The organism is Micromonospora sp. NPDC048947 (assembly GCF_040649495.1).
Taxonomy (GTDB): domain Bacteria; phylum Actinomycetota; class Actinomycetes; order Mycobacteriales; family Micromonosporaceae; genus Micromonospora; species Micromonospora alfalfae.
Genome location: NZ_JBEZFO010000002.1, coordinates 427,790 through 441,822, shown reverse-complemented (window position 1 = coordinate 441,822; position 14,033 = coordinate 427,790). Strand labels below are relative to the sequence as shown.

At 70.3% G+C, this 14,033-nt stretch carries 17 protein-coding genes; 6 read left to right on the top strand and 11 right to left on the bottom strand.

The annotated features are described in order from the left end of the window. Nucleotides 1–31 precede the first annotated feature (31 nt). Complete coding sequence (locus tag AB0B98_RS05415) at nucleotides 32–463, top strand: hypothetical protein (protein ID WP_357361088.1); 432 nt, start codon at nucleotides 32–34, stop codon at nucleotides 461–463. 58 nt (nucleotides 464–521) lie between these two features. Here the strand turns inward: AB0B98_RS05415 and AB0B98_RS05410 are convergent, their stop codons facing one another. Continuing rightward, nucleotides 522–911, bottom strand: a complete 390-nt coding sequence (locus AB0B98_RS05410) for a hypothetical protein (protein WP_238672775.1) — start codon at nucleotides 909–911, stop codon at nucleotides 522–524. A gap of 156 nt (nucleotides 912–1,067) precedes the next feature. Between AB0B98_RS05410 and AB0B98_RS05405 the strand changes: the two genes are divergently transcribed. After that, nucleotides 1,068–2,414 carry an ABC transporter substrate-binding protein gene (locus tag AB0B98_RS05405; protein WP_238672774.1) on the top strand — a complete coding sequence of 449 codons (1,347 nt, stop codon included), beginning with the start codon at nucleotides 1,068–1,070 and terminating at the stop codon, nucleotides 2,412–2,414. Nucleotides 2,415–2,481: 67 nt separating this feature from the next. Here the strand turns inward: AB0B98_RS05405 and AB0B98_RS05400 are convergent, their stop codons facing one another. Further along, nucleotides 2,482–3,225 carry an enoyl-CoA hydratase/isomerase family protein gene (locus tag AB0B98_RS05400; RefSeq protein ID WP_091396017.1) on the bottom strand — a complete coding sequence of 248 codons (744 nt, stop codon included), beginning with the start codon at nucleotides 3,223–3,225 and terminating at the stop codon, nucleotides 2,482–2,484. Nucleotides 3,226–3,277: 52 nt separating this feature from the next. Next, nucleotides 3,278–4,135 carry a 3-hydroxyacyl-CoA dehydrogenase family protein gene (locus AB0B98_RS05395; protein WP_357361085.1) on the bottom strand — a complete coding sequence of 286 codons (858 nt, stop codon included), beginning with the start codon at nucleotides 4,133–4,135 and terminating at the stop codon, nucleotides 3,278–3,280. A 177-nt stretch (nucleotides 4,136–4,312) separates the two neighbouring features. Here AB0B98_RS05395 and AB0B98_RS05390 point away from each other — a divergent pair, with 177 nt between their 5' ends. Beyond that, nucleotides 4,313–4,600 (top strand): hypothetical protein, encoded by a 288-nt coding sequence (locus AB0B98_RS05390; RefSeq protein WP_091396025.1) that lies wholly within the window; start codon nucleotides 4,313–4,315, stop codon nucleotides 4,598–4,600. 51 nt (nucleotides 4,601–4,651) lie between these two features. Here AB0B98_RS05390 and AB0B98_RS05385 read toward each other — a convergent pair whose 3' ends face one another. Beyond that, nucleotides 4,652–5,431: a class I SAM-dependent methyltransferase gene (locus tag AB0B98_RS05385; RefSeq protein WP_238672772.1), complete on the bottom strand. Its 780-nt coding sequence runs from the start codon at nucleotides 5,429–5,431 to the stop codon at nucleotides 4,652–4,654. A 54-nt stretch (nucleotides 5,432–5,485) separates the two neighbouring features. Between AB0B98_RS05385 and AB0B98_RS05380 the strand changes: the two genes are divergently transcribed. After that, complete coding sequence (locus AB0B98_RS05380; protein WP_357361083.1) at nucleotides 5,486–5,875, top strand: PPOX class F420-dependent oxidoreductase; 390 nt, start codon at nucleotides 5,486–5,488, stop codon at nucleotides 5,873–5,875. 89 nt (nucleotides 5,876–5,964) lie between these two features. Here the strand turns inward: AB0B98_RS05380 and AB0B98_RS05375 are convergent, their stop codons facing one another. Both AB0B98_RS05375 and AB0B98_RS05370 read right to left on the bottom strand, forming a co-directional pair. Then, nucleotides 5,965–6,174: a BldC family transcriptional regulator gene (locus AB0B98_RS05375; RefSeq protein ID WP_007073996.1), complete on the bottom strand. Its 210-nt coding sequence runs from the start codon at nucleotides 6,172–6,174 to the stop codon at nucleotides 5,965–5,967. A 250-nt stretch (nucleotides 6,175–6,424) separates the two neighbouring features. Further along, a complete protein-coding gene (locus AB0B98_RS05370; protein WP_124853509.1) occupies nucleotides 6,425–7,264 on the bottom strand; it encodes a hypothetical protein in 840 nt (279 codons plus the stop codon). A gap of 193 nt (nucleotides 7,265–7,457) precedes the next feature. Between AB0B98_RS05370 and AB0B98_RS05365 the strand changes: the two genes are divergently transcribed. Continuing rightward, nucleotides 7,458–8,540, top strand: coding sequence for a Glu/Leu/Phe/Val dehydrogenase dimerization domain-containing protein (locus tag AB0B98_RS05365; RefSeq protein WP_357361081.1), 1,083 nt, complete (start codon nucleotides 7,458–7,460; stop codon nucleotides 8,538–8,540). 301 nt (nucleotides 8,541–8,841) lie between these two features. After that, nucleotides 8,842–9,057, top strand: a complete 216-nt coding sequence (locus AB0B98_RS05360) for a DUF3073 domain-containing protein (RefSeq protein WP_030332207.1) — start codon at nucleotides 8,842–8,844, stop codon at nucleotides 9,055–9,057. Between the two features lie 135 nt (nucleotides 9,058–9,192). Here AB0B98_RS05360 and amcA read toward each other — a convergent pair whose 3' ends face one another. The 5 genes from amcA to AB0B98_RS05335 all read right to left on the bottom strand — a co-directional run bounded on the left by amcA (nucleotide 9,193) and on the right by AB0B98_RS05335 (nucleotide 13,895). After that, nucleotides 9,193–9,420 carry a multiple cyclophane-containing RiPP AmcA gene (amcA, locus tag AB0B98_RS05355; protein ID WP_357361079.1) on the bottom strand — a complete coding sequence of 76 codons (228 nt, stop codon included), beginning with the start codon at nucleotides 9,418–9,420 and terminating at the stop codon, nucleotides 9,193–9,195. Then, on the bottom strand, nucleotides 9,389–10,492 hold the full coding sequence (gene amcB, locus AB0B98_RS05350) for a cyclophane-forming radical SAM peptide maturase AmcB (RefSeq protein WP_357361142.1): 1,104 nt from the start codon (nucleotides 10,490–10,492) through the stop codon (nucleotides 9,389–9,391). The genes amcA and amcB overlap by 32 nt, the downstream gene beginning before the upstream one ends. 130 nt (nucleotides 10,493–10,622) lie before the next feature. After that, on the bottom strand, nucleotides 10,623–11,777 hold the full coding sequence (gene purM / locus AB0B98_RS05345) for a phosphoribosylformylglycinamidine cyclo-ligase (RefSeq protein ID WP_238672768.1): 1,155 nt from the start codon (nucleotides 11,775–11,777) through the stop codon (nucleotides 10,623–10,625). A gap of 57 nt (nucleotides 11,778–11,834) precedes the next feature. Then, the gene (purF, locus tag AB0B98_RS05340; RefSeq protein WP_091396045.1) at nucleotides 11,835–13,373 is read right to left on the bottom strand and encodes an amidophosphoribosyltransferase; all 1,539 of its coding nucleotides are present in this window, start codon (nucleotides 13,371–13,373) and stop codon (nucleotides 11,835–11,837) included. 168 nt (nucleotides 13,374–13,541) lie between these two features. Further along, nucleotides 13,542–13,895 (bottom strand): sterol carrier family protein, encoded by a 354-nt coding sequence (locus tag AB0B98_RS05335; protein WP_244218736.1) that lies wholly within the window; start codon nucleotides 13,893–13,895, stop codon nucleotides 13,542–13,544. Nucleotides 13,896–14,033: the final 138 nt, after the last annotated feature.

Sequence of the window (14,033 nt, the reverse complement as noted above, 5' to 3'; positions counted from 1 at the left end):
CGGTCAACCAACTGTTTGGAGGAACGAACGGATGCCATCCCCGACCGCTCGTCTGCTCGCCGTCGCCACGGCCACCGCGCTGCTCTCCGTCGGCACGCCCGCGCAGGCGGAGCCGACCACACCGATCAGCTCCGGGCCGAACGTGTTCGCCCCGCTCGCCACCTGTTACGGCGGGGCGGTCCGGTCGTACTTCGAGACCGGCCGCTACGGCGGCTCGGCCGGCCAGTACCGCACCACGACACGCTGTCGCGACATCAACGTGCGCAACGCGAGCGTGTACGCCACCGACGCGTGCGTGATCTTCGTTGACAAGACGAGCGCCTGCAACTACTGGACCTACCTGCCGGCCAACTCGGGCTGGATCACTGTGGCGACCAATGTCCGGGACGGCGTCAACTTCCGGGTCCGCTTCGAGAACCTGCGGTACGAGTACGAACCGCTGATCGCGTACCACGCGTTCTGACCGACCCGCACCGTCGCGGCGTCCGCCCCCCCGACGGACGCCGCGACCCGGCGTCGGTTCACCCGGCGCGGCTGCGCAGGGTGGCGATCGTCGAGCCGGCGAGTGTGAGCAGGCAGTCGGGGAGCAGGCCGTCGGCGGCCGCAGCGCCGAACAGCGCCTCCCCGGTCGGCTCGTCCCGGTTCGCGTACGCGCTGACGAAGCGGGCCACCCAGCGGGTGTCGTACCCGGCCTGATCGATGCCCGGAAAGTCGAGCGCCGCCCCGCTGGCCGCTGGCGCGTCGCCGAGCATGGTCGCCGCCAGGCACCAGGCGACGTCGTACGCGCCGTCCAGGCCGTCCCGGTCGACGACCGCGTCGAACGCTCCCACCACCGCGTCTCCATCGCCGGTGAGCGCCGAACGGAGCACGGCGGCCGCGTCATCGAACGTCTGCTGTGGTAGGTCCGTCACGCAGCGCACAGTAGGACGGGTGGTCAAGCGCCGCCCGCGACCGTCACTGTCCGTGTTCAACGCGAGCTACCTGCGCATTACGCCACCTCCACGGTCCCGCCGCCGGCCTCGGCACGCTAATGTGCGCAGCGGACCTTCGCCGGAGGAAGGACGACCATGTTCGTATCACGCCGCTCGCGGGTAGCCACACTGGCTGCCTGCGCGACGATCCTGCTCGCCACAAGCGCTTGCGGGGATGACAAGCCCGAAGAGGCCAGCGCTCAACAGGTGCGCCTCTACGGCACGGACGGCAACATGCTCAACTCCTATCCTGCGGAGTTGAAGGAACGGGCGAGTCTGGTCGACGGGATGAAGGGCACCACGCCCCTCGTACCGCTGCCAGACGACTTCAAGGGCCGGCTACGGGCCGTCAATCCGGCGCTGACGGACTACGTGTACTCGGCCGAGACGTACGACGCGGTGGTGATCGCCGTGCTCGCCGCCCAGTTGGCCGGGAGCACCGACCCGGCCGCCATCACCAAGCAGATCGTCGCCGTGACCAACGACGGGCAGCGCTGCGAGGACCCGGCCAGTTGTCTCGCGTTGGCCCGCAACGGGCAGGACATCGAGTACCGCGGCGTGTCGTTGACCCGGGCGGGCTTCACCGACAAGGGTGAGCCGGCCACCGCGAGCTACGCCACGCTGACCTTCGACGGGCAGCAGATCAACGACGGCAAGACCGAGTTCGTCGGCGCGGGCATCGAGTCGGCGGCGAGCACCAAGACGCCGCCGAAGCCGAAGAAGCAGCGCCCGGGTGGCGCCTCCGCCGACCAGGAGCCGCTGATTCTGGGCGGCCTGCTGCCGAAGACCGGTGACCTCTCGATCGCCTACCCGCCGATGGCCGCCGGCGCCGCGCTGGCGATCAAGGAGATCAACGCCGCTGGCGGCGCGCTGGGCAAGCCGGTGACGTGGCTCGACGGCGACGACGGCACCAACCCGGCGGTGGCCAAGGCGACGGTTGCCAAGCACGTGGCGGACGGCGTCAGCGTGATCATCGGTGCCGGCGGTTCGGGCATCTCCCGGGCGGTGCTGCCGGACGTGGTGCAGGCCGGGAAGATCCTCTTCTCCCCGTCCAACACTGACAGCAGCCTGACCGACGTCGACGACCAGGGCCTCTACTTCCGTACCGCCCCGCCGGACAGCCTCCAGGGCCGGGCGCTGGCCGACGTGATCCTCCGCGACGGGTCGCAGAAGATCGTCATCGTCGCCCGTAAGGACTCCTACGGTGAGGGCCTGCAGGGCACCGTCCGCGACGAACTGGAGAAGGCCGGTATCGCCAACGACCGGCTCAAGCTGTTGACGTACGAGCCGCCGGCCGACGCGAAGGCCGCTCCGGTCGACTTCAGCGGCGGCGCGAAGCAGATCAAGGAATTCGGCGCGGACGCCGTGCTGATCATCGGTTTCGGTGAGTCCGCCCAGGTGATCCGTGGCCTGGCCGACGCCGGGGTGCAGATCCGGCAGTAGGCGGTACCCGAAACCCACGACGGCCGCACCGGCTTCCCGCCGGTGCGGCCGTTTCTGGTACGCGGGTTCAGCGCGGTCGGCGACGCTCCAGGAACTCGGTCATCCGGCGGTGCTTCTCGTCGTCCTCGAAGAGCACCGCCTGGCTGACCAGGTCGAGATGCGGGTGCGCGGCGGCCGGCGCGTCCACCGCCAGCTTGGTCAGTCGCACCGCCAACGGTGAGCCCAACGCGATCTCGTCCAGCAACGCGTGCGCCACCGTCAGCAGCTCGCCGGGCTCGTCCACCACCCGGTTCACCAGGCCGATCCGCAGTGCCTCCGCGGCGTCCACCCGCCGGCCGGTGAAAAGCAGCTCCTTGGCCCGGCCCTCGCCGATCAACGCGGGCAGCCGGTGGGTCGCGCCGGCGCCAGCCAGGATGCCCAACCGCACCTCCGGTTGCCCGAAGACCGCCCGCGCGGTGCACACCCGAAGGTCGCACGCGTACGCCAGCTCCGCGCCACCGCCCAACGCCGGGCCGTCGACGGCCGCCACTGTCGGCATCGGCAGTGCCCGGATGCGGGCGAACGCGGCCGAGTTGATCGCGGCGAGGGCGTCAGTGCGGCCCCGTTCGCGGAGCTGGCCGATGTCGGCGCCACCGGCGAAGATGCCCGCCGCCCCACCGGTGAGCAGCAGCAGGCGCGGGCGCGCCTCCAACTCGGCGCAGACCTGGTGCAGCTCGGCGATCAGGTCGGCGTCGATGGCGTTGCGCTTCTCCGGCCGGTCGAGGGTGACCACCAGCCGGTCCGGCCGCTCCTCGATCCGTAACCCGCTCACTGGGCCCACCTTCCGTTCGCGACCGCGGGGCCCGCAAGCTCACTCCTGGCGCTCACTGCTTGACCCCGCCGCTCCAGCGGTAGAAGCCCTGCCCGGACTTCTTACCCAGCCGCCCCGCGGTCACCATCTCCACCAGCAGTGGGGGTGGCGCGAAGCGGTCCCCGTAAGCGGCCTGGAGGGTGCGGGCGATGTCCAGCCGCACGTCGAGGCCGACCAGGTCGGTGAGTTCCAGCGGCCCGATCGGGTGCCGGTAGCCGAGCACCATGGCCTTGTCGATGTCCGCCGGGCTGGCCACCTCGTCGGCGACCATCCGGATCGCCTCCAGCCCGAGGGCGACCCCGAGCCGGGAGGTGGCGAAGCCGGGCATGTCGCGTACGACGACGGGGTCCTTGCCGAGCCGGCCGGCGAGCGCGACGGCAGCGGCGGTGGTCTCCTCGGCGGTGGCCGGGCCGACCACGATCTCCAGCAGCGCCATCGCCCAGACCGGGTTGAAGAAGTGCAGGCCGAGGAAGCGCTCGGACGCGTCCAGCCCGGCGGCCAGATCACCGATGGCGATGCTCGACGTGTTGCTGCCCAGCAGAGCCGGTCGCAGCGCAGCGGCGTCCCGCAGCACCGCGCGCTTGAGGTCGAGGCGCTCCGGCACCGCCTCCACGATCACCTCGGGGGTGGGAGACACCTCGGCGAGGGTCGGGCGCAGCGTCACCCGCTGCCGGTTCGTGGCGGCCTGGTCGGCGCTCAGCTTTCCGCGCTGCACCGCCCGCTCCCACAGCTCGGCGAGCCGGTTCAGCGCGGCCGCACCCCGCTCGGGGTCCACCTCGACCAACTCGACGGCGTGCCCGGCGCCGGCCGCCACGTACGCGATGCCAAGCCCCATCGTGCCGGCACCGACGACCACGAAACGATCGCTCATCACGCCTCCCTGTCCCGCCCGCCGACGCGCGGGGTCCCCGCTACGCCGGCCCGGGTGTCCCGCCCGCTCCGCTCGCTCATGGTGCGACAGTAGACAGCGCGGCGGCCCGGCCCATGCGTGGGGGAGCGCCGGATCGGGTAATGACGGCCAGTCAACCGAGGGAAGGACCGCATCGACATGAGCCAGGCACCGGAGAGCGTCACCGACGGGGAGATCGTGGAGACCCGAGGCGACGAGCGGGTCGAACTGCTGCGCGCCGACACCAACAACGACGGCAAGACCGACGTGTGGGTGGTGGACACCGACGGCGACGGCAAGGCGGACCTGTTCCAGTTCGACACCGACGGTGACGGCAAGGTGGACATCACCATGGTCGACATCGACGAGGACGGCCAACCGGACGAGGTGGTCGACGGCGACGGCGGCCTTCCGCCCGAGCAGCTCCCCCCGACCGTCCAGGTCTGAGACGTACGGACGGCCCCGCTCTCCGCCCGGCGGAGAGCGGGGCCGTCCCGCTCAGTCGACGAGGCGCAGGGTGGCCAGGTAGTAGGGGGCGTCGCTGTCGTCCACATCGGTGAGCCGCCAACCGGTGCCGTGCACCAGGCTGGCGAACTCGTCCGCCGAGCAGACCAGGTAGTCGAACCAGTCGGTGCTCAACTCGCGGTAGCGCAGCCGCAGCCGCAGCTGGCCACCGAGTCGGCCGCGCCGACGGTTGCGCTCGTGGTAGCCGGTGTGCAGCGGATCGCGGGTGCCGTACGGGTCGGTGCCCTGCGCGATGATCTGCGCCCCCGGTCGGGCCAGCGCGGCGAGCGCGGCCAGGAACTCGGGAGCCCGCTCCCGCCCCTCGAACAGCCCGAGGTTGTTGCCGAGCAGCAGGAACGTGTCGTACCGCGACCCGTCGGCGACGTGCGTGTCGACGGTGCCGTGCACCAGCCGCCGGACACCGCGACGCCTGCTCACCTCCAGCGCGCCCGCTGAGGTGTCCAGCCCGGTGACCGGTACGCCGCGCTCCTGGAGCCGCAGCGCGATCCGGCCGGCTCCGGTGCCGATGTCCAGCGTCTCGCCGTGCGCCCGGTCCACCGCGCGGTGGTCGTACGGCTGCCACTCGGCCGGCCCGTCCAGGTAGTGCGCGGACGGGGCGCCGTTGATCAGACCGTCGTCCCGTTCGATGATCTCGATGACCGGTCGGGGCAGTCGACCACCGACCAGGGGTCGGGGACCCACCCCGGTGGCCACGGCGAGCGTGTCCCGCAGTAGTTCGCCGACCACGTCACCGATTAGAGGCTCAACAGTCACGACGTTCACGCTATCCGGCCACTCAGTGGCCCGCGCCGGCCGTATCCTGGCGGCGTGACCACGCTGGACCGGCTGTCGGCCGAGAAGTACATCCTGCTCACGACCTTTCGCAAGGACGGTCGGGCGGTGCCGACCCCGGTCTGGGCGGTGCGCGACGGGGAGGCGCTTGCGGTCTGGACGCGGGCCGACTCGGGCAAGGTGAAACGGATCCGCCGCAACGGTGAGGTGACAGTGGCGCCGTGCGACGTGCGGGGTCGGCCACATGGGGCGGAGGTGCCAGCTCACGCGACGATCTACGGGGGCGGTGACACCGGTCGGGTCCGCGACCTACTCAAGCACAAGTACCGCCTGATCGGCCGGCTGAGTCTGCTGGGTAGCCGGTTGCGTCGCGGCGAGGGCGGCACTGTCGGCATCCGGGTGACGTTGGCCGAGCCACGGCGCTGACTGACCCGCTGCCGGGTCGTGCCCGGCGGGGCATACGAAAGGGGCGGCGGATCGAGATCCACCGCCCCTGACGAAGAACTGTTGCCTGCTCAGTCGCCCTGCCGCTGCTGCGGGATCTGGCCCTGCAAGAGCGCCCTGACCTCCGACTCACGGTACCGACGGTGGCCACCCAGGGTGCGAATGGCACTGAGCTTGCCAGCCTTGGCCCACCGGGTCACCGTCTTCGGGTCGACCCGGAACATCGACGCCACCTCGGCCGGCGTGAGTAGCGGCTCTGGTTCGTGCGTTCGCGATGCCATCGGTCACTCCTCCACATGTATAGACATCGGCCGGGGTCCCGCCGGCCGACGCGTCTCCCATGGTCCGGCTAGTCCCCGATGTCCGACATGGGCCGAACGGATGAAGGTCCCTAGACGGACGGATGAACCATGCCCGATTTTTACGACTTTTACACGGCAGAAAGTACCTTATTCGGACTCATGATCACGGTTCGTGATGCGTCAACTACGAGTACAACTCACCTTGGGAGCGCTCCTAGGGTGATATGCCCTAGTTGCACCGCTCCAACAGCTGCACCGCGCGCCACCGAGCCACCAACTTGTCGTACGCGGCCGACGCCTCCTCGGCCTCGCCGCGCGACAGCCCCGCGAGGCCGCTGGCGACCAGCTCGGGCGAGTCGTCAGCGGCGAGCGTCTCGTCGGAGAGCAGGTCGACCAGACCGCCGTAGTCCAACTCGACCACCGACCGCGGATGGAACTCCTCCAGCCAGCGGGCCGCCTCCTCCACCGCCTCCGTGATCGGCGCCTCGCCCACCGACTTGCGCAGCACCGACAGCGCCCGCGACGAGCGACGTCGAGCCTTGGAGATCTCGGTGCGGTAGCGCAACGCCCGCCGGCCCGGCTGGGTGACCAGGTCCCGCTCCGCCGGGTCGAAGAGCACGAACCACCGCAGCGGTACGCCCCAGGTGGCGATCTGCTCGTGCACCCGGGGCACCCCGTGCTCCAGCACCCGGGCGCCACTGCGCCAGTCGTCCACCACCGCCCTGGCCTGCCCGGCCAGCACCGGCGGCACGAAGGCGTCGGCGAGCACCGAGGGCACCCCGTCCCGGGCGCTGAGCGCCGCCTCAGCGACCCGGATGCGCAGGTTCCACGGGCAGACCAACAGGCCGTCGTCCGTCTCCAGGACGTACGCCTCCTCCGGCAGGTCCGGCAGCCGGGTCCAGCCAGCACCCAGCGCCTCGATCACCGCCGTCCGCTGCCGACCGGGCCCCTCGACCGGAGCGATCGCGCGCCCCTCCGAGACATAGCGGCGCCAGTAGCTCTGCCGGTCTCGATCGAAGGCGGCCAGCGGTTCGTACACGCGCAGGTAAGAAGCGAAGAGCGACGGCACCGCGCGATCCTCCCACGAACCACGCCCGTACGCGGTCAGCGGCCGGAGCACGCGCGCCGCACCGTGGGACGGCGGCGGCGCGTCGAGCGCCCGCCCGGCCGCCGATACTAGGCTCGATCACACCGGCAGCATCCCCGCCGGGGTCCACCAGGTCCGCGTCCCACAAGGACGCACACCACAGTAGGAGCCAACAATGGGCGTATTCGCGAGCACCGACGACCCGGTATCGACCGGTCACGAACAGGTCGTGTTCTGCCAGGACAAGCAGAGCGGCCTGAAGGCGATCATCGGGATCTACTCCACCGCGCTGGGCCCGGCGCTCGGCGGCACCCGCTTCTACCCGTACGCGAGTGAGGACGACGCCCTCGCCGACGTGCTGGACCTGTCCCGCGGGATGGCGTACAAGAACGCGCTCGCCGGGCTGGACCTGGGCGGTGGCAAGGCCGTCATCTGGGGCGACCCGGAGCAGATCAAGAGCGAGGCGCTGCTGCGCGCGTACGGCCGCTTCGTGGAGTCGCTGGGCGGCCGCTACTACACCGCCTGTGACGTCGGCACGTACGTGGCGGACATGGACGTCGTGGCCCGGGAGACCCGCTACGTGACCGGGCGCAGCGTGGAGCACGGCGGGGCCGGCGACTCGTCGATCCTCACCGCCTGGGGCGTCTTCCAGGGGATGCGGGCCGCGGCCGAGCACGTGTGGGGCACTCCGAGCCTGCGGGGCCGGCGGATCGGCGTGGCCGGGCTGGGCAAGGTCGGCAAGTACCTCACCGGGCACCTGCTGGAGGATGGCGCCGAGGTGGTCGCCACCGACGTGAACCCGAAGGCGCTGACGTGGGTCCGCAGCAACCACCCGCAGGTCACCCTCGTCGACGACGCCAGCGCGCTGGTCGCCGCGGACATCGACGTGTACGCGCCGTGCGCGCTGGGCGGCGCCCTGAACGACGACACGGTGCAGGCGTTGCGCGCCAAGGTGGTCACCGGGGCCGCGAACAACCAGCTCGCCCACCCGGGCATCGAGAAGCTGCTGGCCGACCGGGGCATCCTCTACACCCCTGACTACGTGGTCAACGCGGGCGGCGTCATCCAGGTGGCCGACGAGATCGAGGGCTTCAACTTCGACAGGGCGAAGCTGCGGGCGACCCGGATCTACGACACCACCCGCGAGATCCTGCACCTGGCTGACGCTGAGGGCGTGCCGCCGGCGGTGGCCGCCGACCGGCTGGCGGAGCGGCGGATGGCGGACGTCGGCCGGCTGCGCGCGATCCACCTGCGCTGAGCGTCCCCCGGAGGCGGATCGACGAGATCCGCCTCCGGGCCCCGCTGCCGGGCGTCGCTGGGTAAGCTGAGCCGGGGTCAAATTTGATGCGGTTTGTCCGGTGTCACGGGTGCTAACCGTTCCGCTCCTTACCCGGTACACTGAGTGACGGCCGGATCGACGCGACGCGCAGAGCCGGCTGACGGTAACCCGAGGTGCCGAACGATGGCATCCCCATGTACCGTAAGAGCCACGAGAGATGCCTGACGTCATCGGGGCCCGCCTTCGGGCTGCCCCGCATTCTGTGCGAGGGGGTCGAGCCATGGGGCGCGGCCGTGCTAAGGCCAAGCAGACTAAGGTGGCGCGGGAGTTGAAGTACCACTCCCCGAACACCGACCTCACCGCTTTGCAGCGCGAACTGGCGGGTGCTGGTAAGTCTGAGCACCACTTCGACGACGACTCTAAAGAGTTCGTCGACGACGATGATGAGGATCACGCGGACGACGATCCGGATCCCTGGGTCCGTCCGACCCGCTGACCTCTCGACGCAGCTGAGCACGCGGTAACCCCCGCGTGCTCACGCACGTCCCGTGCGGTGCAGTCGCCGACGATCAGGGGCCTGGCCCGACCGGATCCACTCCGGCCGCTCGACAGGCCCCTGACAACGGCTCCCTCAGCGCGGGCGATTGTTCCAGTTGTAGAACGTCGGGATGTTCTCGAAGTGGTTCCAGGCGCAGACCGCGCTGGAGCCCTCCGCGCCCGACACCTCCGAACGCAGCCGCCGTGCGTCCTCGGCCTCCTGGAGCAGCGCGACGAGCGCAGGAGCCGCGCCCCGCACCCGTTCGGTGATTCCGTCGTCCGCTTCGCGCTCAGGCCGCCGGTGACTGGTGGTCTCGGGCATGCTCCAACACTCCCTCCAATAGGCGGATCTTGCTGTTGCGGCAGTGCTCGGTCTCCGTACCGTCAAAACGCCCCAGCTCGAAGTAACGGTTGGCGGCATGGCCGCCACCGCAGAAGCCGAAGTACGGGCAGGACGCCCGACAGGCCTCCACCCCAGCCAGGAACTCCCCCACCCACGGCGTCGCCGCCGCGTTGCCGAGGATCTGCGCCAACGGAGTGGTCAGCACGTTGCCGCTGCTGAAGTCGCCGTAGCGAGGGTCGGTGAAACCGGCCAACTCCGGGGAGAGCACGATCACCGATCCGTCGTGACCGATCGTCGGGATCGGGTCCAGGTGGCGGGGCAGCACCCCGTCCGCCGTGTTGTCGAGCACCGCCGCTGCGTAGCGCAACGACCACTCGATCTCGCGCAGGTGAATCCGAGGCTCCCGGCGCCACGCCCCGACCAACTCCGCCCAGAACGCGGAAACCGCCGACGGGTCGTGGCGGTTGTCCCGGGTGTTGACCCCCTCGGTCTCCTCGATGTTGATGCCCAGCACGTCGCAGCCCAGCTCGAGGAAGTAGTCGTACAGCTCGGTGGCGAGCCCCGGCTCAGGCCGGGACACCACGGCCAGTGCGGAGAAGGGCAGACCGCGCCGGCGCAGCACCGATATGCCGCGCAGGATCCGGTCGTACGCCGGCTGACCGCCCCGGTTGACCCGGTCGCCGTTGCGCGCCCGGGGCCCGTCGACGCTCACGCTCACCCGCATCTCGTGCCGGGTGAAGAAATCACACCAGTCGTCGTCGATGAGGGTGGCGTTGGTCTGCACGTGGTGCTCGACCTCTGGCCCGAACGGGGCGATCAGATCGGCCAGGTGCTCCCGACCGGCGGCCAGGGGCTCGCCGCCATGCCACACCACGGAGAACCGACCGTTCACCGCCCACTGGTTGACAGCGGCCGCGACCGCCTCGGCCACCGCCACCGGCATCCGGCGATCCGCAGCCCGAAACGGCAGGTAGCAGTACGCGCAGTCGAGGTTGCAGAGGGTGGTGGGCTGCATCACGACGTACGACGGGACGGCGGCCAGACCGCGCATCCCGCTGAACGACTGTCCCCGAGCAGCCATCGCCCTCCTCCGCCTAGCCTGAGGGTGCCCTTCAGGCTAGGCGGCATTGGCCACTCGGGTGAAGCCCTGATCAGGTGCCCGTACGATCACCGGAGGGTGATCAGCCTCGGGTGTGCTGACCAACCATCTGCACGTTTCCGGTGCCCTCGATGATCTCGCCGGCCTGCCAGGCCTCGACGCCACGGCCGGTCAGGGTGGCCAGCGCCCGGTCGGCGTCCTCGGCCGAGACGATCGCGAACATGCCGACGCCCATGTTGAAGGTCGACTCCATGTCGTGGTCGTCGATCCGACCCTTCGTCTGGATCAGGTCGAAGATCGGCTGCGGCTTCCAGGTGGACCGGTTGACCACCGCGTCGACGTTCTCGGGCAGCACCCGGACCAGGTTCCCGGGGATGCCGCCACCGGTGATGTGGGACAGCGCCCGCACCTCGGCCTCGGCGATCAGCTTGAGGCAGTCCTTGGCGTAGATCTTGGTCGGCGTGAGCAGCTCCTCGCCGAGGGTCCGCTGCCGACCGAAGTCGTCGATCACGATGTCCAGACGCATCCGGGCCGCGCCCAGCAGCACGTGCCGGACCAGCGAGTACCCGTTGGAGTGCAGGCCCGAGGAGCGCATGGCGATCACCACGTCGCCCACCTCGACCCGCTCGGGGCTCAGGATGTCGGCTTCCTCGACCACGCCCACGCCGGTCGCGGAGATGTCGTACTCGTCCGGACGCAGGACGCCGGGGTGCTCGGCGGTCTCCCCGCCCAGCAGCGCGCAGCCGGCGTAGCGGCAGCCGTCGGCGATGCCCGCGCCGATCTCGGCGACCTTGTCCGGCACGACCTCGCCGGTGGCGATGTAGTCGAGCAGGAACAGCGGCTCGGCGCCGCACGCCACCAGGTCGTCGACGACCATCGCGACGAGGTCGATGCCGACCGTGTCGTGAATGTCCATCTGCTGGGCGATCACCAGCTTGGTGCCCACCCCGTCCGTGGAGGACGCCAGGATCGGGCTCTTGTACTTCTTCGTGTCCAGCCGGAACAGGCCCGCGAAGCCACCGAGGTCACCGAGCACCTCGGGACGGCGGGTCTGCCGCACCTTCGACTTGAGCAGCTCCACAGCGCGGTCACCCGCGTCGATGGAGACACCGGCGTCGGCGTACGAGACCGAGCGTTTGCGCGCCTGGCGGCCAGCACCGCCCGTCCACGGCTGCCGGTCACCGCCGGCGCCGGTCGGGCTGCTTCCTGCGCCGCTGCGCTCGGACACGTGCGTCACGGTTCTCCCCTTTGGTTCTCGGTGCCGCCGGCGGTAGCCGGGCCGCGCCGGTTGGTGCTACGGGCGGTTTGCGGTAACGCCACCCGGAGTGGCGACGGACGAGCCGTTGGTGTGCGGGGCCTCCGGCGCCGAGTTGGCGACGCGTCGACCCACCCCTTCGAGCACGTGCTTGCCGATCAGGTTGCCAGCTGGCAACTCGATCGGGTACTCCCCATCGAAACACGCCCGACACAACCTGGTCTTCGGCTGCTCGGTCGCGGCGATCAGGCCGGGAAGGGAAACGAAGCCCAGCGTGTCGGCGCCGATGGAGCGCCGGATGCCGTCGTTGTCCAACCCGTTGGCCAGCAGCTCCGCCCGCGTGGCGAAGTCGATGCCGTAGAAGCACGGCCAGCTGACCGGTGGGGAGGAGATCCGGACGTGCACCTCCAGCGCCCCCGCCTCGCGCAGCATCCGCACGATGGCGCGCTGGGTGTTGCCGCGCACGATCGAATCGTCGACCACCACCAACCGCTTGCCGCGGACGTTCTCCCGCAGCGGGTTGAGCTTGAGCCGGATACCGAGCTGACGCAGGGTCTGCGACGGCTGGATGAAGGTGCGACCCACGTACGGGTTCTTCATCAGGCCGGCGCCGTACGTGATGCCGGACGCCTCCGCGTACCCGATGGCGGCTGGCGTGCCCGACTCGGGCACCGGGATCACCAGGTCGGCCTCGACCGGGTGCTCCTTGGCCAACTGCCTGCCGATCTGCACCCGCGCCGAGTGGACGTTGCGCCCGGCGATGGTGGCATCCGGGCGGGCGATGTAGACGTACTCGAAAAGGCAGCCCTTCGGCTCCGGCGCGGCGAACCGGGTGGAGCGCAGCCCGTTCTCGTCGATGGCGATCAGCTCGCCCGGCTCGACCTCGCGCACCACGCTCGCGCCGACGATGTCCAGGGCCGCCGTCTCGCTGGCCACCACCCAGCCGCGCTCCAGGCGGCCGAGCACCAGCGGGCGGACGCCGTGCGGATCGCGGGCCGCGTACAGCGTCGACTCGTCCATGAAGACGAAGCTGAACGCGCCGCGCAGCTGCGGCAGCACCTCCAGCGCGGCGGCCTCGACCGACAGATCCGGTCGGCTGGCCAGCAGCATCGTCACCAGGGAGGTGTCGTTTGTCGAACCGTCCGCGATGAGGCCGCGCTCGGCGACCTCCTTCTCCAGCTCGGCAGTGTTGACCAGGTTGCCGTTGTGGGCCAACGCGATGGTCGTGCCGGAGGTGGTCGACCGGATCGTCGGCTGGGCGTTCTCCCAGTTGGACGCGCCAGTGGTGGAGTATCGGGCGTGCCCGATCGCCAGGTGACCGCGCAGGCTCGCCAGGGTGGGCTCGTCGAAGACCTGCGCCACCAGGCCGAGGTCCTTGTAGACCACCACGCCGGAGCCATCGCTCACCGCGATGCCCGCCGCCTCCTGGCCGCGGTGCTGCAGGGCGTAGAGACCGAAGTAGGTCAGATTGGCAACCTCTTCGCCGGGGGCCCAGACGCCGAAGACGCCGCAGGCATCCTGGGGGCCAGGTCGTTGGGGGTCAAGGTCGTGGCTCAGCCGGCCGTCGCCTCGGGGCACCTACCGCTCCCTCATGCTGGTCTGGACCGGCCGGGCGGGGATCACGGGCGGATCCACTCTCCTCTGCCGGGACCACTGTCATCGCCTGACAGTGTACGCGAATCGGCGTCAATACAGAAAGTCACGATTCCCCTGCTCAGCGTCACGGCGAGTGGGACAACCGGACGACTAGAGGGGCAGATACGCCGAGAGGTCCGCGCGGTTGCCACTCATCTGGACGCGACCGTCGGTGACCGCCTCCGCCCAGGCAACCCTGCCGGTTGCCAGCTCCAACCAGGTGTTCGGGGCCATCTCGACCACGTTTGGTGGATTTCCCCTGGTGTGTCGAGGCCCCGGTACGCACTGGATCGCCCCGTATGGTGGAACGCGCACCTCCACCGATCGGCCGGGGGCGCGCTCCGCGAGGACGGCCAACAACGACCGGACCGCCTCTCGGAACACCGGCCGTTCGGGTGTACGCCCCTCGTCGAGCGCCGACAACGCGGCCGTAACGGCAGCGGACTTACTGTGCGGAGAGGACACGACGGGACGATACGACCCCCAGGCCAGACACGCGACGCTGGCCCTGGGTCGCGCTCATGCAGTCGGACAAGGCATAGTTGCCGACGGCGTATTCGTACCGTGATGATCCCCGGCCCGGCGCCCCGCCGGTCAGAGGGA